Raw genomic sequence first — 13,984 nt, 5'->3', positions numbered from 1 at the left:
CGGTCGCCAGGGCGGGAGCCGGTGTGCGGATGCCCCTGCCACCGGCTCCCAACCTTGCTCTATTGCGCAAACACCTCGTCGAAGAGCGAGTGCATGGCAGCCCAGCTCTGGAGGTCTGCGCTTTCATCATAGGCGACTGCAGGATTGCCCTGAACCGGATAGGGATTGGTGAAACCATGCTTCACGCCGGAATAGGCGTGGAAGTGCCAGTTCCCACCAGCCTCGTCCATTTCCTCCCAGAACCGCATGACGTGGCTACGCGGCACCATGGGGTCCGCATCGCCGTGACATACAAGGATGCGCACACGGATCGCACCGGGCTGCGCCGGCATATCCGTGCCGAGCAGGCCGTGGAAGCTGACCACAGCGGCAAGCGGCGCACCTTCGCGCGCCAGTTCCAGCACAGCGCCGCCGCCCATGCAGAAGCCGATCGCAGCGAGTGGCAGGCCCTGCGCCTCTTCCAGCGAGACGGCAGCCTTGATCGCCGCCCTCAGGCGCCGGCGATAGAAGTGGGTATCCTGCCTGATTTCGGCGGCGAAGCTGCGCGCTTCATCGAAGCTCGACGGGGTCTTGCCGTAGAAGTCCGCGATCAACGCCAGATAGCCAGCTTCTGCAAGAGCCGAGGCCTTGTCCTCCACTGCACGGGTCGAGTTCATGATCGTGGGATAGACCACGACAATTGCTCGCGGCGTGCCGGCCGGTCGGGCCAGAAGGCCCGTCAGCGCGACATCGCCGTCAGCATAAGGCAGCTTTTCCAGCGTCGTCACTCCGGCAGGAAATCGGGCACGGAGAGGTAGCGCTCGCCAGTATCGTAATTGAAGCCGAGTACGCGCGAACCGGCGGGCAGTTCAGGCAGCTTCTGCGCGATTGCCGCCAGTGTGGCGCCGGAAGAAATGCCCACCAGCAGCCCTTCCATACGGGCGCATTTGAGGGCCATTTCCTTGGCATCTTCCGGATCGACCTGGATCGCGCCATCAATCGCCTGGGTGTGGAGGTTGCCTGGAATGAAGCCTGCGCCGATACCCTGGATAGGGTGAGGGCCGGGCTGTCCGCCGGAGATCACGGGCGAAAGGGTGGGCTCGACGGCGAAGGCCTTGAGCGAGGGCCAACTCTTCTTCAGTTCCTCGGCGCAGCCGGTCAGGTGGCCGCCGGTTCCGACCCCGGTGATCAGCACCGAAGGAGGGGCATCGGCGAAGTCGGCCAGAATTTCATGCGCCGTGGTGCGGGCGTGGATCGCGATATTCGCCGGGTTTTCGAACTGCTGCGGCATCCATGCGCCAGGCGTTTCGCCGAGGATCTCGGTCGCGCGTTCCAGTGCACCCTTCATGCCCTTTTCGCGCGGGGTAAGATCGAAGCTGGCGCCATAGGCCAGCATCAGGCGCCGGCGCTCGATGCTCATGCTTTCGGGCATGACGAGGATCAGCTTGTAGCCCTTCACCGCGGCCACCATGGCAAGGCCGATGCCGGTATTGCCGGAGGTCGGCTCCACGATCGTGCCACCGGGCTTGAGATCGCCCGATTTCTCGGCCGCTTCGACCATGGCGAGGGCGATGCGATCCTTGATCGAGCCGCCGGGATTGGACCTTTCGGACTTCACCCACACTTCGTGGTCGGGGAACAACCGCGAAAGACGGATATGCGGGGTGTTACCGATGGTGGCGAGAACATTGTCGGCCTTCATTGCGCGGTTTCCTTCTCCTTGGGGCTGCTCTGGCGATATTGCGGAGCAAAGGTCTTGGCCCAGCGAAGCTCTGGAAAGATCCAGGCCCAGATTGCAGTTACGACTATCGCACCCACGCCGCCGAATACAACTGCTCCCGTCGCGCCCAGCAGCGCTGCGGCAATGCCTGACTGCATTTCGCCGAGTTCATTGGATGCCGAGATGGCAAGGCCTGAGATGGACGAAACGCGTCCGCGCATCGTATCGGGCGTGTTGAGCTGGACCAGCGTGTTGCGCACAAAGACGGACACCATGTCCGCCGCACCGAGCACGCCCAGCATCGCCATGGATAGCGGGAAGCTCTTCGAAACGCCGAACACGATTGTCGCCGCGCCGAAGACGGCAACGGCCCATAGCATCTTGGTGCCGACATTGTGGGACAGCGGCTTAAATGACAGATAAAGCGCGACAAGCCCTGCACCCACGGCAGGCGCCGCGCGCATCAGCCCCAGGCCTTCCGAGCCGACTTGCAGAATGTCGCGCGCGAAGACGGGCAGCATGGCGGTTGCGCCCGCAAACAGAACGGCGAACAGGTCAAGCGTGATACAGCCGAGCAGGAAGCGGTCGCGCCAGGCGAACTGAAGCCCTTCGATCATCTGCCTTACAGGGTGCAGGTCGCTCGTCTGATCGGCGCGGATAGGACGGATCGAGATAATCAGCAGGGCTGCCATGCACAGCAGCGCCGCCGACACGAAATAGGGAAGGGCGGGGTGAGCGGCGAACATCAGGCCGCCAAAGGCCGGCCCGGCCACCTGCCCTCCGGTAAAGCCGATCGAGCTGAGCGCGACGGCGCGTGGAAGCAGGGTGGGCGGCACAATATTGGGGGCGATCGAACTCATCGAAGGGCCGCTGAAAACACGAGCAGTGCCGTGTGCCGCAGCGAGTATGAAGCATAGCGGCAGCGTCATCGCGTCGTTCAAGGTCAGCACCGCGATGACGAGCGAAATGAGGATGTCGATCCCCAGCGATGCGCAGGCCACGAAGCGACGATCGAACCTGTCCGCGGCAAGGCCTGCCACGGGCGTGAGGAAGAACAGGGGAATGAACTGCACGAGGCCCAGCAGGCCGAGCTGGAAGGCGGCTTCAGGCCGGCTCATCCCGTAATCGGCGCGGGCTATATCGTAGGTCTGGTAACCGATGAGCACCACCATCGAGAGGGTGGAGGCTACGGTTAGGAAACGCGCTACCCAGAAGCGGCGATAGTCGGGTATCCCGAGTGGCGAGGAAGGTTCGGTCACGCAGCGCGAATGGCAGGCGCGGGCGCGCTTGCCAAGCAATCAGATTGTTGGGGCATGCAAAGCCGGGCTTGGCTGACGGACGGGGACGGCAGCGCGTCCCCGTGTTCTCAACGGCGGTTGCGCAGGCGCGGATTGGGCTGGAGAGTGTCCATCATCTTCATGAAGTCATCGAGACGCACGATGCGCTCGAACTGGAAGCCGGCGCGTTCGTCCGAAACCCAGATCACATAGGCTTCGATTCGCCCGATCACGGGCAGGCGGATGATCACCCGCTCGCCGCGCTGCAGCTCAGATGCATTGTCGATCATGAATCCATGCGCGGAAACATTGGCGATATGCATCGACAGGTCGCCGCGATCGCGGTGTTCTGCGATCACCGGGTAATCGACCGGGTGTCGCGTCGCACGGCGCATCTCCGGCACCGAAAGTTGTGCTCCAGCCACGGTGCAACTTCCTCCATTCGAAACTATCGGGGAGGACGGTGTGACAGCAAATCTCTGCCAAATCGTAAAAGTCCGGTTAGGACAAAAGCTTCACCTCATGGGGAGAACGGTTCGGCGCGTCGCGATTTACGCGCCGCGCAGGATACCGTGCCGCTTCTTGCCCAGGCTGAGCTTATGTTCGCTGCCGGCTTCCAGTTGCACGAGGTAGGTCGGGTCTTTCACCGGCTCGTCGTCGATCCGCACTGCGCCTTCGGCAATCTTGCGCTTGGCCTCGCCATTGGACGCGGTGAAGCCGATGGCCGTGCAGGCCGCCGTGATTGCCATGCCTTCCGCCGGAATATCGAGCGAGGGCAGATCTTCGCCCAGGCCGCCCGCGCCGAAAGTGGCGGAAGCGGTTGCCTCGGCTGCCTGTGCAGCCTCTTCGCCGCGCACCAGCTTGGTGATCTCGTTCGCTAGCACCACCTTGGCAGCGTTGATCTCGCTGCCTTGCAGTGCCTCGAGCCGGGCAATCTCATCCAGCGGCAGGTCAGTGAACAGGCGCAGGAAGCGGCCAACGTCGCGGTCGTCCGTGTTGCGCCAGTACTGCCAGAAATCATACGCCGGCAGCGCTTCTTCGTTAAGCCAGACGGCCCCGGCGGCGGTCTTGCCCATCTTCGAGCCATCGGCGGTGGTGAGTAGCGGCGTGGTTACGCCGAACACTTCCACCCCGTCCATGCGGCGCGTGAGTTCGATGCCGTTGACGATGTTGCCCCACTGGTCCGAACCACCCATCTGCAGACGGCACGCGTAACGCTGCGAAAGCTCGCGGAAGTCGTAAGCCTGCAGGATCATGTAGTTGAATTCGAGGAAGCTCAGAGACTGTTCGCGGTCGAGGCGCTGCTTCACGGAGTCGAAGCTGAGCATCCGGTTGACGGAGAAATGCTGGCCCACTTCGCGCAGGAAGGGGATGTATTCCAGCTGGTCGAGCCAATCGGCATTATCGACCATGACCGCATCGCTTGGCCCGTCGCCAAAAGTCAGGAAGCGATCGAAGATCTTTCGGATAGAAGCGACATTTTCAGCGATGACGTCGGTTGTCATCAGCTTGCGTGCTTCGTCCTTGAAGCTCGGATCGCCGATTTTGCCGGTGCCCCCGCCCATCAACACGATGGGCTTGTGCCCAGCCTGCTGCAGCCGGCGCAGGAGCATGATCTGCACCATGCTGCCGACATGCAGCGAAGGCGCCGTCGGATCGAAGCCGATATATCCGGGCACAACCTGCTTCACGGCGAGAGCGTCGAGCGCCTCGGCATCGGTCAGCTGGTGGATGTAGCCGCGCTCGTCCAGCAGGCGCAGCAGCTCGGATTTATACGTGCTCATGGTGTCCTCTTCTTGCGGGGTGGGCGCCTAGCACGCGATGCGGCGGCAAACAAACCCGTTCCGCGCCGCTTGCCCAAGCTCGCGGCTTAATTTAGCGCCCGCGGATGATCAGCGCACCGCTTCCGCTCCTTCCCCATCCCGACCATCCCCCGGTTGCAATCCGCAGCATCGAGGCGCGTGTGATCGGGATCGACGAAAACTGGCTGCGGCTGCGCTGGCGGATTGATGGCGCCGCGCAACTGGTCGTCCCGGCTTTTGCGGGCAAGGGTCGGGCGGAGGGTTTGTGGAAGACGACCTGCTTCGAGGCTTTCCTGAAGCCCGAGGGCGGCGAGGCCTATGCGGAACTGAACCTTTCCCCATCCGAGCGCTGGGCAGCCTATGATTTTGCCGCCTATCGCGAAGGCATGGTCGAGCGTGCCTTCCCGCGCGAACCCGAATGTACCATGCGCAAGGGCGAGCAACTCGCGATCTTCGACGCGGCAGTGCCGATGGGTGGGCTTCCGACACTTCCCGTAGCGCTGGGCCTGAGCGCCGTGATCGAGGAGGAGGGCGGCCATATCTCCTACTGGGCGCTGACTCATCCGGAGGGTAAGCCCGATTTCCACCATGCTTCTTGCTTTGCCGCCACGCTTGAGCCACCCCCGGCAGCATGAAATTCGGTATCGATTGCCTGCTGGCAGAGCCTGAACTGCGCAAGCCGCTTCACGGCAAACGCATCGCCCTTGTCGCTCATCCCGCTTCGGTGACGGAGGGCTTGGTCCACTCGCTCGATGCGCTGATGGCGCTGGAAGATATCACCATCGCCTCCGCCTTTGGCCCCCAGCACGGGCTGAAGGGCGACAAGCAGGACAATATGGTCGAGACGGCTGACGAGCTGGATGCCCAATACGGCATTCCGATCTTCAGCCTCTATGGCGAGGTCCGGCGCCCGACGCCCGACATGATGGCGAGCGCGGACGTTTTCCTGTTCGACCTTCAGGATCTGGGCTGCCGCATCTACACCTTCGTCACCACGCTGCTTTATCTGCTTGAGGCAGCCCACGGTACCGGCAAGCAGGTGTGGGTCCTCGATCGCCCAAATCCCGCCGGTCGCCCGGTGGAAGGGACCTTGCTCCTTCCGGGACAGGAGAGTTTCGTCGGCGCCGGGCCCATGCCGATGCGCCATGGGCTGACGCTGGGCGAGATGGGGCGCTGGTTCGTGGAGCACTTCAAGCTCGACGTCGATTATCGCGTCATCGCGATGGAAGGCTGGCGGCCGGATGAAGGGCCGGGCTTCGGTTGGCCGGAAGAGCGTATCTGGATCAATCCCAGCCCCAACGCCGCCAATCTCAACATGGCGCGCGCCTATGCGGGTACGGTGATGCTGGAAGGCACGACGCTGAGCGAGGGCAGGGGTACGACCCGCCCGCTGGAAGTGCTGTTCGGCGCGCCCGATGTCGATGCCGCCGCCGTACGCACCTGCATGGAACGGATAGCTCCCCACTGGATGGAAGGCTGCGCTCTGCGCGAATGTTGGTTTACGCCGACCTTTCACAAGCATCAGGGCGAATTGTGCAATGCATTGATGGTCCATGCCGAAGGGCCGTTTTACGATCATGCGAAGTTCCGCCCCTGGCGGCTTCAGGCGCTGGCCTTCAAGGCGATCCGCTGGTTCCACCCGACCTATCCGATCTGGCGGGACTTCCCCTATGAATATGAGTTCGAACGGCTTGCCATCGACGTGATCAATGGCGGCCCATCGCTTCGGGAATGGGTGGATAATCCCTCCGCAACGCCTGCCGATCTCGATGCGCTCACCTTGCCGGACGAGGCAGCGTGGCGGGATAGGACTGCCGGCCTGTTGCTCTACTGACCGATCGCGGGATTAACTCCGCTTCCGGCTTAGTTCCCGCATCGCATCGTCCAGCCCGTCCAGAGTGAGGGGATACATGCGGTCGCCCATCAGATCTCGGATCATGCGCGTCGATTGGGAATATTCCCAATATTCCTGCTTCACCGGATTGAGCCACACTGCGGCGGGATAGGTGGAGGCGATCCGCTCCAGCCACACGGCGCCGGCCTCCGGGTTGAAATGTTCCACGGAACCGCCCGGATGGGAGATTTCATAGGGGCTCATGGCGGCATCGCCGACCAGCACCACCTTGTAGTCGTGGCCGTATTTGTGGAGGATGTCCCACATGTCGCTCCGTTGGTCCCAACGGCGGCGATTGTCCTTCCACACGGCCTCGTAGGGGCAATTGTGGAAGTAGAAGAATTCGAGGTTCTTGAACTCGCTCGTGGCGGCGCTGAACAATTCCTCGCAGACACGGATATGCGGGTCCATCGATCCGCCGACATCCAGGAACAGCAGCAGCTTGACCGCATTGTGCCGCTCCGGCCGCATGCGAATGTCGAGCCAACCCTGGCGCGCGGTGCCGTCGATTGTCGCTTCGAGGTCTAGTTCGTCCGCTGCGCCTTCCCGGGCGAAGCGGCGCAGGCGGCGCAGGGCGATCTTGATGTTACGCGTGCCCAGTTCGCGTGTGCTATCCAGATTGCGGAAGCGGCGCTGTTCCCACACCTTGATTGCCCGGCCATGGGTGCTTTCCCCGCCGATGCGCACGCCTTCGGGATTGTAGCCTGAATTGCCGAACGGGCTGGTGCCGCCAGTGCCGATCCACTTCGACCCGCCCTCATGGCGCTCGCGCTGTTCCTCAAGCCGCTGCTTGAGCGCCGCCATGATCTCTTCCCAGGAACCCAGCGCCTCGATCGCCGCCATCTCTTCCTCGGACAGGAAGCGGCGGGCTACGGCCTTGAGCCAGTCTTCCGGCACTTCGGTTGCCTGCTGGCCGAAATCGGCGAGCATGCCTTTGAAGACCTTTTCGAACACCAGATCGAACCGGTCGAGCAGGGCTTCGTCTTTTACGAAAGTTGCGCGTGCGAGGTAATAGAACTCTTCCGGGCTCTGGCCGATCACATGCCGGTCGAGCGCTTCGAGCAGCACGAGGTGTTCCTTGGCCGAGGCCGGGATGCCTGCCGCGCGCAATTGTTCGATGAAGCCCATGAACATGGGCGGACCATGCCCGAAACCCGGCGGAGCGCAAGCTCCGCGCGGTGTCAGGGCGTTATCGTGCTGGCGATCACCTTGCCGCCTTCGCGCGAGACGGACCACAGGCGGCGCGGGACCTTCGGGTCCCAGTCGATGGCCTGCCCGTCATTGGCAGTGCCGTGGACGGCCACGAGGCGCAGTGTGCTGCCGGCTTCCGGCAGGGCGAGGGCGTAAACTTCCGGCCGGTCATGCCCGCTGGCATAGAGCAGCCCGTCATCGCCCCAGCTCATGCCCGAGCAGCTATAGGGCGCCATGCGCGCGAGCACTTCGGGCGGGAAGGCCCAGCTTTGCGCGATGCGAAACTGGTCATCCAGCTTTGCCAGGAGCGTATATTGATGGCCGCGTCCGGGGACGCCGCCCTTGCCGTCATAATTGGCGAAGACGGCCCACCATGCGCCGTCATGCCGATCGAGCACAGTGAGCGAGCCGGGCATGAAGCCCAAACTTACAGTGCGGATGTGCTCGACCGGGTCGAGCGAGAAGAACTCGATCGCGCTGGTCTGCGGAACCCTGGGATAGTTCGACGCGGCGCAGACGAGTTCGCCTTCGGCCACGGTGCAACTGTTCATATGCGGGAACAGGGCAGGCTCGCCGGCCCATTCGCCGACCTTCCGGCCGCTGGCGATCTCGTATTTGCCGATGCGGTCATTGTCGATCGCATAGACATAGGTGCCGTCCGAGGCGACGCCCTGATCCGCTTCCGGCGCATCGATCGTCAGCACGACCGGGGCAGGCGGAGGCGAGGGAGCCTCGGCGGAAAGGCCGATTGCCTCCGCCGCATGCAGCGGCAGGGCAAAAAGGGCGGCGCCGGCCGAAACCAGCGCCGCCAGGGCATTGCGGGAAAGACGCAGTGCCATGCTTGACTTAAAAGCGGACCGAAGCGCCGAGGAAGAACGTGCGGCCATAACGCTCGGTCTGGGAGACCCAGTCGCGCACGCCGCCCTGATATTGGCGAGTAGGCTCGTCGGTCAGGTTCTGGCCTTCGGCGAAGACGCGGACATTCTCGGTCAGGTCCACGGCGACCTTCGCGTCGAGACGGCGCAGATCGTCATTGAACTGGTCGGTCAGTTCCTCGTCACCTGCGGAGATCATCGCCCGGCCGGTGTGGTGATAGGCGACCGAGGCTTCGACGATGCCCTTCTGATAGAAGAGCTGCGCGCCCCACAGCAGCTTGGACTGTTCGGGGAAGTCGATCTCGCCGCGCACCGGATCGGTCAAATTGGCATCGATCAGCGTGAGGTTCAGGTTCACACCAAAGCCCGAGAGCAGGCCGGGCAACATGGTGAACTGCTGCTGATAGGCGAATTCCACGCCGGTGATATTGCCCTTTTCGGCATTCTGCTTCCGGCTGAAGTGGATCACGTCATAGGTCTCGCCCAGGAACGTACCGTCATTGACGTCGAAGCTCTGGGTGAAGATCGGGTTCTTGATCCACTTGGTGAAGGCGCCGACGCTCAGCAGGCCGCCGGGGGCGAAATACCATTCGGCAGTGGCATCGAGCGCATCGGCGACATAGGGCTTGAGCGCGGGATTGCCGCTGCTGACGCTGAGTTCGTCTTCGCTTTCGACAGTCACCGAACCGCCCGGCGAGAGGTCCGAATATTGCGGGCGGCCGACGGCACGCGAATAGGCGAGGCGCAGCATCACATCCTCGGCGGGCTTGATGCGCGCGACGACGCTGGGCAGCCAGTCCGTATATTCGCGCGAGCCCGAGGTGGGCACCACGGTGGTGCCGCCTTCGAGCAGATAGCCGGTGATGTCGAGCTTGGTGTGCTCCACACGCAGGCCGGCGGTCAGGCCGATCTGGCCGAAATCGAGATTGGCCATGGCATAGCCGGCATAGACTTCCTCCGTCAGGTTGAAGTCGGCCAGCGTATCGTTGGCAAGCGAAGTGCTCTGCGTGAACACGAATTGCGGCCCGCCCAGCCTGCCTTCGGTATAGGCCTGGATCAAATCTTCATCGATGGTCGGCGCGATCAGATAGGGGTGGCCGGACCTGGGATAGACAGTGACGTTCTCTCCCGCGAGATCGGCCAGGGTGAAGCGGTTCGGCGCGCTGCCGCGGCTGTAGCTGTCATTGGCGGAATCGAAGCTCTTGTCGGTGGAGCGGATATTCGCGCCGAACTTCACGAAGCTGTCCATGCCGATGGAAGGAAGCTCGCCAGTGATGTCGAAGCGGCCCTGCCAGGTCTCTTCGAGGCCGTATTCGTCCTGCGCCGTATAGGTGCGGAAGCCGAGATCGGAGGCGTCCAGATAGCCATCGACCGGCACGGCGGTGTAGAGCTTGTCAGTGAAATCGACCGCGACCTTGCCGGGATTGCCGCGGAACTGCCACAGCTGGTTGGGCTCGACCACTTCATTGCGAGTGAAGGCGCCGCCGAAATCGGCCGTCCAACCATCCGCGAACTCGGTCTTGCCGCCGGTCATGAAGGAGAGGATAGACTTCTCCTTATACTCCAGACGCAGGTCAGAACGCTGCTCGCTGGTGGAGGCGATGCCGGTCAGACCATTGGCGTCCCAGGCGATGTTCGAGAAATCGAGGCGGAAGCGCTGGCGATATTCGTCTTCGGTGAACTTCGAATAGACCCCGCGGAAGAACAGTTCGGTCGCGCCGCTGCGCCAGTCGAGCGAGCCGGAAAAGCCCAAGCGCTCGCGCTTGAGGCGATAGTCGGTATATTTGATGTTGGTCGGCACCGCGCCGCGTGCGGCATCTTCATCGAGGCCCCAGTCGTCGGGATAGATGCCGTTGCTGGTGAAGGTGCGATCCGAATAACTGGCACCCAGCAGGATGCCGAATTCCTCGTCGGCGCCGAAGCGGCCGCCCACGGTGATGTCGCCCTTGATGGGCAAATCTTCGTCGCGCAGTTCCTGATAGCCGACCTGTGCATTGGCCTGGACGATGAAGGGATCGTTGAAGTCGAACGCCGTCTGGGTGACGAGATTGATCGTGCCGCCGATGCCCTGGCCGGTCAGGTCCGCCGTCTTGACCTTCATCACCTCGACGCGGTTGAGCAACTGGCCGGATAGGATGTCGAGCGGCAGGGAGCGGGTATTCCCGTCCGGATTGCCGATCTCGAAGCCGTTCAGCGTATAGCCGTTGAGGCTGGAAGGCACGCCGCGCACCGCGACATAGCGGCCTTCGCCCTGATCGTATTGCACGCCAACGCCCGGAAGGCGTTCGATCGCTTCGGCGACGTTCTTGTCCGGCAACTGGCCGAGTTCGTCGGAGGAAGCGATATCGACGATGGCGAGCGAGTCGCGCTTCTCGTCGATGGCGCGCAATTGCTGCGCGCGCTGCCCGGTAACGACGATTGCGTTCTCCGCCTCGGCCTCGGTGCTTTCCGCTGTTTGTGCCGCAGCAATATTCGCGGTGAAAACGGCAAGGACCGCCGCGCTGGCGCCGGCGAGAAGTTTGTAACGCATTGAATCTGATCCCTCATTCGGGCGAGTCGGGAGGGAGTCGCCCGCTTCGCAGGCGCGGTAGGATTGGCATGTTCCAGTTTCGCGTCGGTTCGATGACGGTTTCGGGACACCGCCGTCATGCGTCGCGGCAGATCGTCGACCGGGCCGTTTCAGGCCATTTCGTTGACTTTATCCGCCTTGGCGCTTGCCCTCGCCGTGGGGGCGGGTCTAAGCCCCTCGGGTCAAGAGAAGGATTGCCCGAAATGCTCAAACTCTACAGCTTTGGCCCGGGTGCCAATTCGCTGAAGCCGATGCTGACCCTGCATGAGAAGGGCCTGGAATACGAGCAGGTGCTGCTCGATCCGCGCAAGTTCGAACACCATTCGGAATGGTTCAAGAAGATCAATCCGCGCGGCCAGGTTCCGGCGCTGGAAGATCGCGGGCATGTCATCACCGAAAGCACCGTGATCTGCGAATATCTTGAAGACGAATGGCCCACGGACGTGAAGCTGCGTCCGGATACGTCCTGGGATCGCGCCCATATGCGCGTCTGGACCAAATGGGTGGACGAATATTTCTGCTGGTGCGTCTCCACCATCGGGTGGCACCGCTATGTCGGCAACATGGTCAAGGGCCTCTCTGACGAGGAATTCGAAGAGAAGGTGAAAAATATCCCTGTGGTGGAACAGCAGGTGAAATGGCGCCGTGCCCGCGAGGGTTTCCCGCAGGAAATGCTGGACGAGGAAATGCGCAAGATCGCCTATTCCGTCCGCAAGCTCGACGATCACCTGCGCGACAATGAGTGGCTGGTGCCGGGCATGTATACGCTGGCCGACATCTGCAACTTCGCCATCGCGAACGGCATGCAGCACGGCTATCCGGAACTGGTGAACAAGGAAGACACGCCGGGCCTGCTGCGCTGGATCGAACAGATCAACGAGCGTCCGGCGGCCAGGAAGATGTTCGCCGACGTGCCGCGCGAAATCCGCCACGAAGACGCGAAGAAGTAAGCTGCGCCTTACGGTGCCCTTGGCCGGCTGACGGCCGAGACCAGCACGAAGCTGATATACATCAGCAGATACCATGCACCCAGTTTGGCGGGGGAGACGGGCGACCATCCCCCCGCCTGGTCGGGATAGGTCCAGGCACGGGCGAATGTGCCGATATTCTCGGCGAACCAGATGAACAGCGCCACGAGCAGCCAACCGACGAGCAGTGGCATCCAGCGTCGTTCGCGCCAGACGGTGAAGTGAATTCGCGTCCGCAGGAACAGCACGATCAAGGCGAGGAACAGCGCGTTACGAATGTCTGGCAGCCAGTGGTGCGCAAAGAAGTTCACATAGACCAGCACCGCCACCAGCCAGCTTGCCCAGAGGGGCGGATATCCGGTGTAACGGAAATCGAAAATCCGCCAGACGCGGGCGATATAGCTGCCTACCGCAGCATACATGAAGCCGGAGAACAGCGGCACTTCGCCGATGCGCAGCAGGCTTGGCTCCGGATAGATCCACGATCCGGCTGCCGTCTTGAACAGTTCCATCGCCGTGCCGACCACGTGGAAAGCCAGGATTACCTTTGCTTCTTCCCAGGTCTCGAGCCGGAACCACAACATTCCGATCTGGATGGTCAGTGCCGCGAGGGTAAGAAAATCATAGCGGGCGAGGGGCGCATCGGCGGGGTAAAACAGGAAAGTCGCCAGCAGGAGCGCAAGCATCAGACCCCCGAACAGGCAGGCCCATCCCTGTTTGAAGCCGAACAGCGCGAATTCGTAGATCCATGAATGGAGGCCGGGGCGCGGCTCGAACGCTTCCAGCCGCGCGCGGATGGCGGCAAAGCGGGTGTGGGTTTCGGCGGGTGGCATTCAGAAAGTCTGTCGAGGCCCGATCCTGGCGTCAGCCGCCCCGCCGGTGCATGAAGGCCAGCCGTTCGAACAGCATCACGTCCTGCTCGTTCTTCAATAGCGCCCCATGCAGCGGGGGGATGGCCTTTGACGGGTCGCGGCTTTGCAGCACTTCCAGCGGCATGTCTTCGTTCAGCAGCAGCTTCAGCCAGTCGAGCAGTTCGCTGGTGGAGGGTTTCTTCTTCATGCCCGGCACTTCGCGGATATCGTAGAACAGGTCCAGCGCCTGCTTCACCAGCCGCTGCTGGATGTCGGGAAAGTGGACATCGACAATCGCCTGCATCGTCTCCCGGTCGGGGAAGGCGATGTAATGGAAGAAACAGCGACGCAGGAAGGCGTCCGGCAGTTCCTTCTCGTTGTTTGAGGTGATGACCACGATGGGCCGTTCCTTCGCCTCGATCCGCTCCTGCGTCTCGTAGACATCGAAGCTCATGCGATCGAGTTCCTGCAACAGGTCATTCGGGAACTCGATGTCGGCCTTGTCGATCTCGTCGATCAGCAGGACGGGCAGGGTGGGGGACGTGAACGCCTCCCACAATTTGCCCTTCTTGATGTAGTTGGAAATGTCATGGACGCGCGGATCGCCCAGCTGGCCATCGCGCAGGCGTGCCACTGCGTCATATTCGTACAGGCCCTGGTGCGCCTTGGTGGTGGACTTCACGTTCCATTCGATCAGGGGCGCATCGATGGCCCGCGCGATCTCGTGGGCCAGCACGGTCTTGCCCGTGCCCGGTTCCCCCTTCACCAGCAGCGGGCGGCGCAGCAGCACTGCTGCATTAACCGCCACCTTGAGGTCCTGAGTGGCGATGTAGTTCGCCGTTCCTTCGAAGCGCAGGC

13 protein-coding genes are annotated in these 13,984 nt (G+C 62.5%); 3 read left to right on the top strand and 10 right to left on the bottom strand.

Features of this window, described 5'->3' with window-relative positions; all coding sequences use genetic code 11:
• Positions 1–59: 59 nt before the first annotated feature.
• The 5 genes from WFP36_RS01635 to tyrS form a co-directional block, all read right to left on the bottom strand.
• Entirely contained in the window at positions 60–767 is a 708-nt protein-coding gene (locus WFP36_RS01635) for a dienelactone hydrolase family protein (protein ID WP_336977305.1), read from the bottom strand.
• On the bottom strand, positions 764–1,681 hold the full coding sequence (gene cysK / locus WFP36_RS01630; RefSeq protein WP_336977303.1) for a cysteine synthase A: 918 nt from the start codon (positions 1,679–1,681) through the stop codon (positions 764–766). Before cysK ends, WFP36_RS01635 begins: the two co-directional genes overlap by 4 nt.
• Positions 1,678–2,958 (bottom strand): MFS transporter, encoded by a 1,281-nt coding sequence (locus WFP36_RS01625; RefSeq protein WP_336977301.1) that lies wholly within the window; start codon positions 2,956–2,958, stop codon positions 1,678–1,680. Before WFP36_RS01625 ends, cysK begins: the two co-directional genes overlap by 4 nt.
• A gap of 107 nt (positions 2,959–3,065) precedes the next feature.
• A complete protein-coding gene (locus WFP36_RS01620; protein ID WP_336978679.1) occupies positions 3,066–3,371 on the bottom strand; it encodes a PilZ domain-containing protein in 306 nt (101 codons plus the stop codon).
• Between the two features lie 156 nt (positions 3,372–3,527).
• On the bottom strand, positions 3,528–4,760 hold the full coding sequence (gene tyrS / locus WFP36_RS01615) for a tyrosine--tRNA ligase (protein ID WP_336977300.1): 1,233 nt from the start codon (positions 4,758–4,760) through the stop codon (positions 3,528–3,530).
• Between the two features lie 104 nt (positions 4,761–4,864).
• Here tyrS and WFP36_RS01610 point away from each other — a divergent pair, with 104 nt between their 5' ends.
• Together WFP36_RS01610 and WFP36_RS01605 are read left to right on the top strand one after the other, a co-directional pair.
• Positions 4,865–5,413: a DOMON-like domain-containing protein gene (locus WFP36_RS01610; protein WP_336977298.1), complete on the top strand. Its 549-nt coding sequence runs from the start codon at positions 4,865–4,867 to the stop codon at positions 5,411–5,413.
• Positions 5,410–6,612, top strand: coding sequence for an exo-beta-N-acetylmuramidase NamZ family protein (locus tag WFP36_RS01605; RefSeq protein WP_336977296.1), 1,203 nt, complete (start codon positions 5,410–5,412; stop codon positions 6,610–6,612). Before WFP36_RS01610 ends, WFP36_RS01605 begins: the two co-directional genes overlap by 4 nt.
• Positions 6,613–6,624: 12 nt before the next feature.
• On the opposite strand, the gene WFP36_RS01600 is transcribed toward WFP36_RS01605, so the two are convergent.
• Genes WFP36_RS01600 through WFP36_RS01590 form a run of 3 tightly spaced genes read right to left on the bottom strand, consistent with a single transcriptional unit; the run spans position 6,625 to position 11,268 of the window.
• Positions 6,625–7,806, bottom strand: coding sequence for a vWA domain-containing protein (locus tag WFP36_RS01600; RefSeq protein ID WP_336977294.1), 1,182 nt, complete (start codon positions 7,804–7,806; stop codon positions 6,625–6,627).
• A 47-nt stretch (positions 7,807–7,853) separates the two neighbouring features.
• Entirely contained in the window at positions 7,854–8,702 is an 849-nt protein-coding gene (locus WFP36_RS01595; RefSeq protein ID WP_336977292.1) for a hypothetical protein, read from the bottom strand.
• A gap of 7 nt (positions 8,703–8,709) precedes the next feature.
• The gene (locus WFP36_RS01590) at positions 8,710–11,268 is read right to left on the bottom strand and encodes a TonB-dependent receptor (protein WP_336977290.1); all 2,559 of its coding nucleotides are present in this window, start codon (positions 11,266–11,268) and stop codon (positions 8,710–8,712) included.
• A 242-nt stretch (positions 11,269–11,510) separates the two neighbouring features.
• Between WFP36_RS01590 and WFP36_RS01585 the strand changes: the two genes are divergently transcribed.
• On the top strand, positions 11,511–12,257 hold the full coding sequence (locus WFP36_RS01585) for a glutathione S-transferase family protein (protein WP_336977288.1): 747 nt from the start codon (positions 11,511–11,513) through the stop codon (positions 12,255–12,257).
• An 8-nt stretch (positions 12,258–12,265) separates the two neighbouring features.
• On the opposite strand, the gene WFP36_RS01580 is transcribed toward WFP36_RS01585, so the two are convergent.
• Both WFP36_RS01580 and WFP36_RS01575 read right to left on the bottom strand, forming a co-directional pair.
• A complete protein-coding gene (locus WFP36_RS01580) occupies positions 12,266–13,108 on the bottom strand; it encodes a DUF817 domain-containing protein (RefSeq protein ID WP_336977286.1) in 843 nt (280 codons plus the stop codon).
• 31 nt (positions 13,109–13,139) lie between these two features.
• Positions 13,140–13,982, bottom strand: coding sequence for an AAA family ATPase (locus tag WFP36_RS01575; RefSeq protein WP_336978677.1), 843 nt, complete (start codon positions 13,980–13,982; stop codon positions 13,140–13,142).
• Between the last annotated feature and the right edge of the window lie 2 nt (positions 13,983–13,984).

The organism is Fulverythrobacter fulvus (genome assembly GCF_037154085.1).
In the GTDB taxonomy this organism is placed as follows: Bacteria; Pseudomonadota; Alphaproteobacteria; order Sphingomonadales; family Sphingomonadaceae; genus Andeanibacterium; species Andeanibacterium fulvum.
Note: the sequence above shows the minus strand (reverse complement) of the source record. Positions and strands in the feature narration are given on the sequence as shown.

Excerpts from the sequence above, each read along its gene's own strand:
- WFP36_RS01585 (WP_336977288.1), top strand. The coding sequence starts at position 11,511 with ATGCTCAAACTCTACAGCTTTGGCCCGGGTGCCAATTCGCTGAAGCCG.
- WFP36_RS01580 (WP_336977286.1), bottom strand. The coding sequence starts at position 13,108 with ATGCCACCCGCCGAAACCCACACCCGCTTTGCCGCCATCCGCGCGCGG.
- cysK (WP_336977303.1), bottom strand. The coding sequence starts at position 1,681 with ATGAAGGCCGACAATGTTCTCGCCACCATCGGTAACACCCCGCATATC.
- tyrS (WP_336977300.1), bottom strand. The coding sequence starts at position 4,760 with ATGAGCACGTATAAATCCGAGCTGCTGCGCCTGCTGGACGAGCGCGGC.
- WFP36_RS01600 (WP_336977294.1), bottom strand. The coding sequence starts at position 7,806 with ATGTTCATGGGCTTCATCGAACAATTGCGCGCGGCAGGCATCCCGGCC.
- WFP36_RS01590 (WP_336977290.1), bottom strand. The coding sequence starts at position 11,268 with ATGCGTTACAAACTTCTCGCCGGCGCCAGCGCGGCGGTCCTTGCCGTT.
- WFP36_RS01620 (WP_336978679.1), bottom strand. The coding sequence starts at position 3,371 with ATGCGCCGTGCGACGCGACACCCGGTCGATTACCCGGTGATCGCAGAA.
- WFP36_RS01595 (WP_336977292.1), bottom strand. The coding sequence starts at position 8,702 with ATGGCACTGCGTCTTTCCCGCAATGCCCTGGCGGCGCTGGTTTCGGCC.
- WFP36_RS01610 (WP_336977298.1), top strand. The coding sequence starts at position 4,865 with ATGATCAGCGCACCGCTTCCGCTCCTTCCCCATCCCGACCATCCCCCG.
- WFP36_RS01605 (WP_336977296.1), top strand. The coding sequence starts at position 5,410 with ATGAAATTCGGTATCGATTGCCTGCTGGCAGAGCCTGAACTGCGCAAG.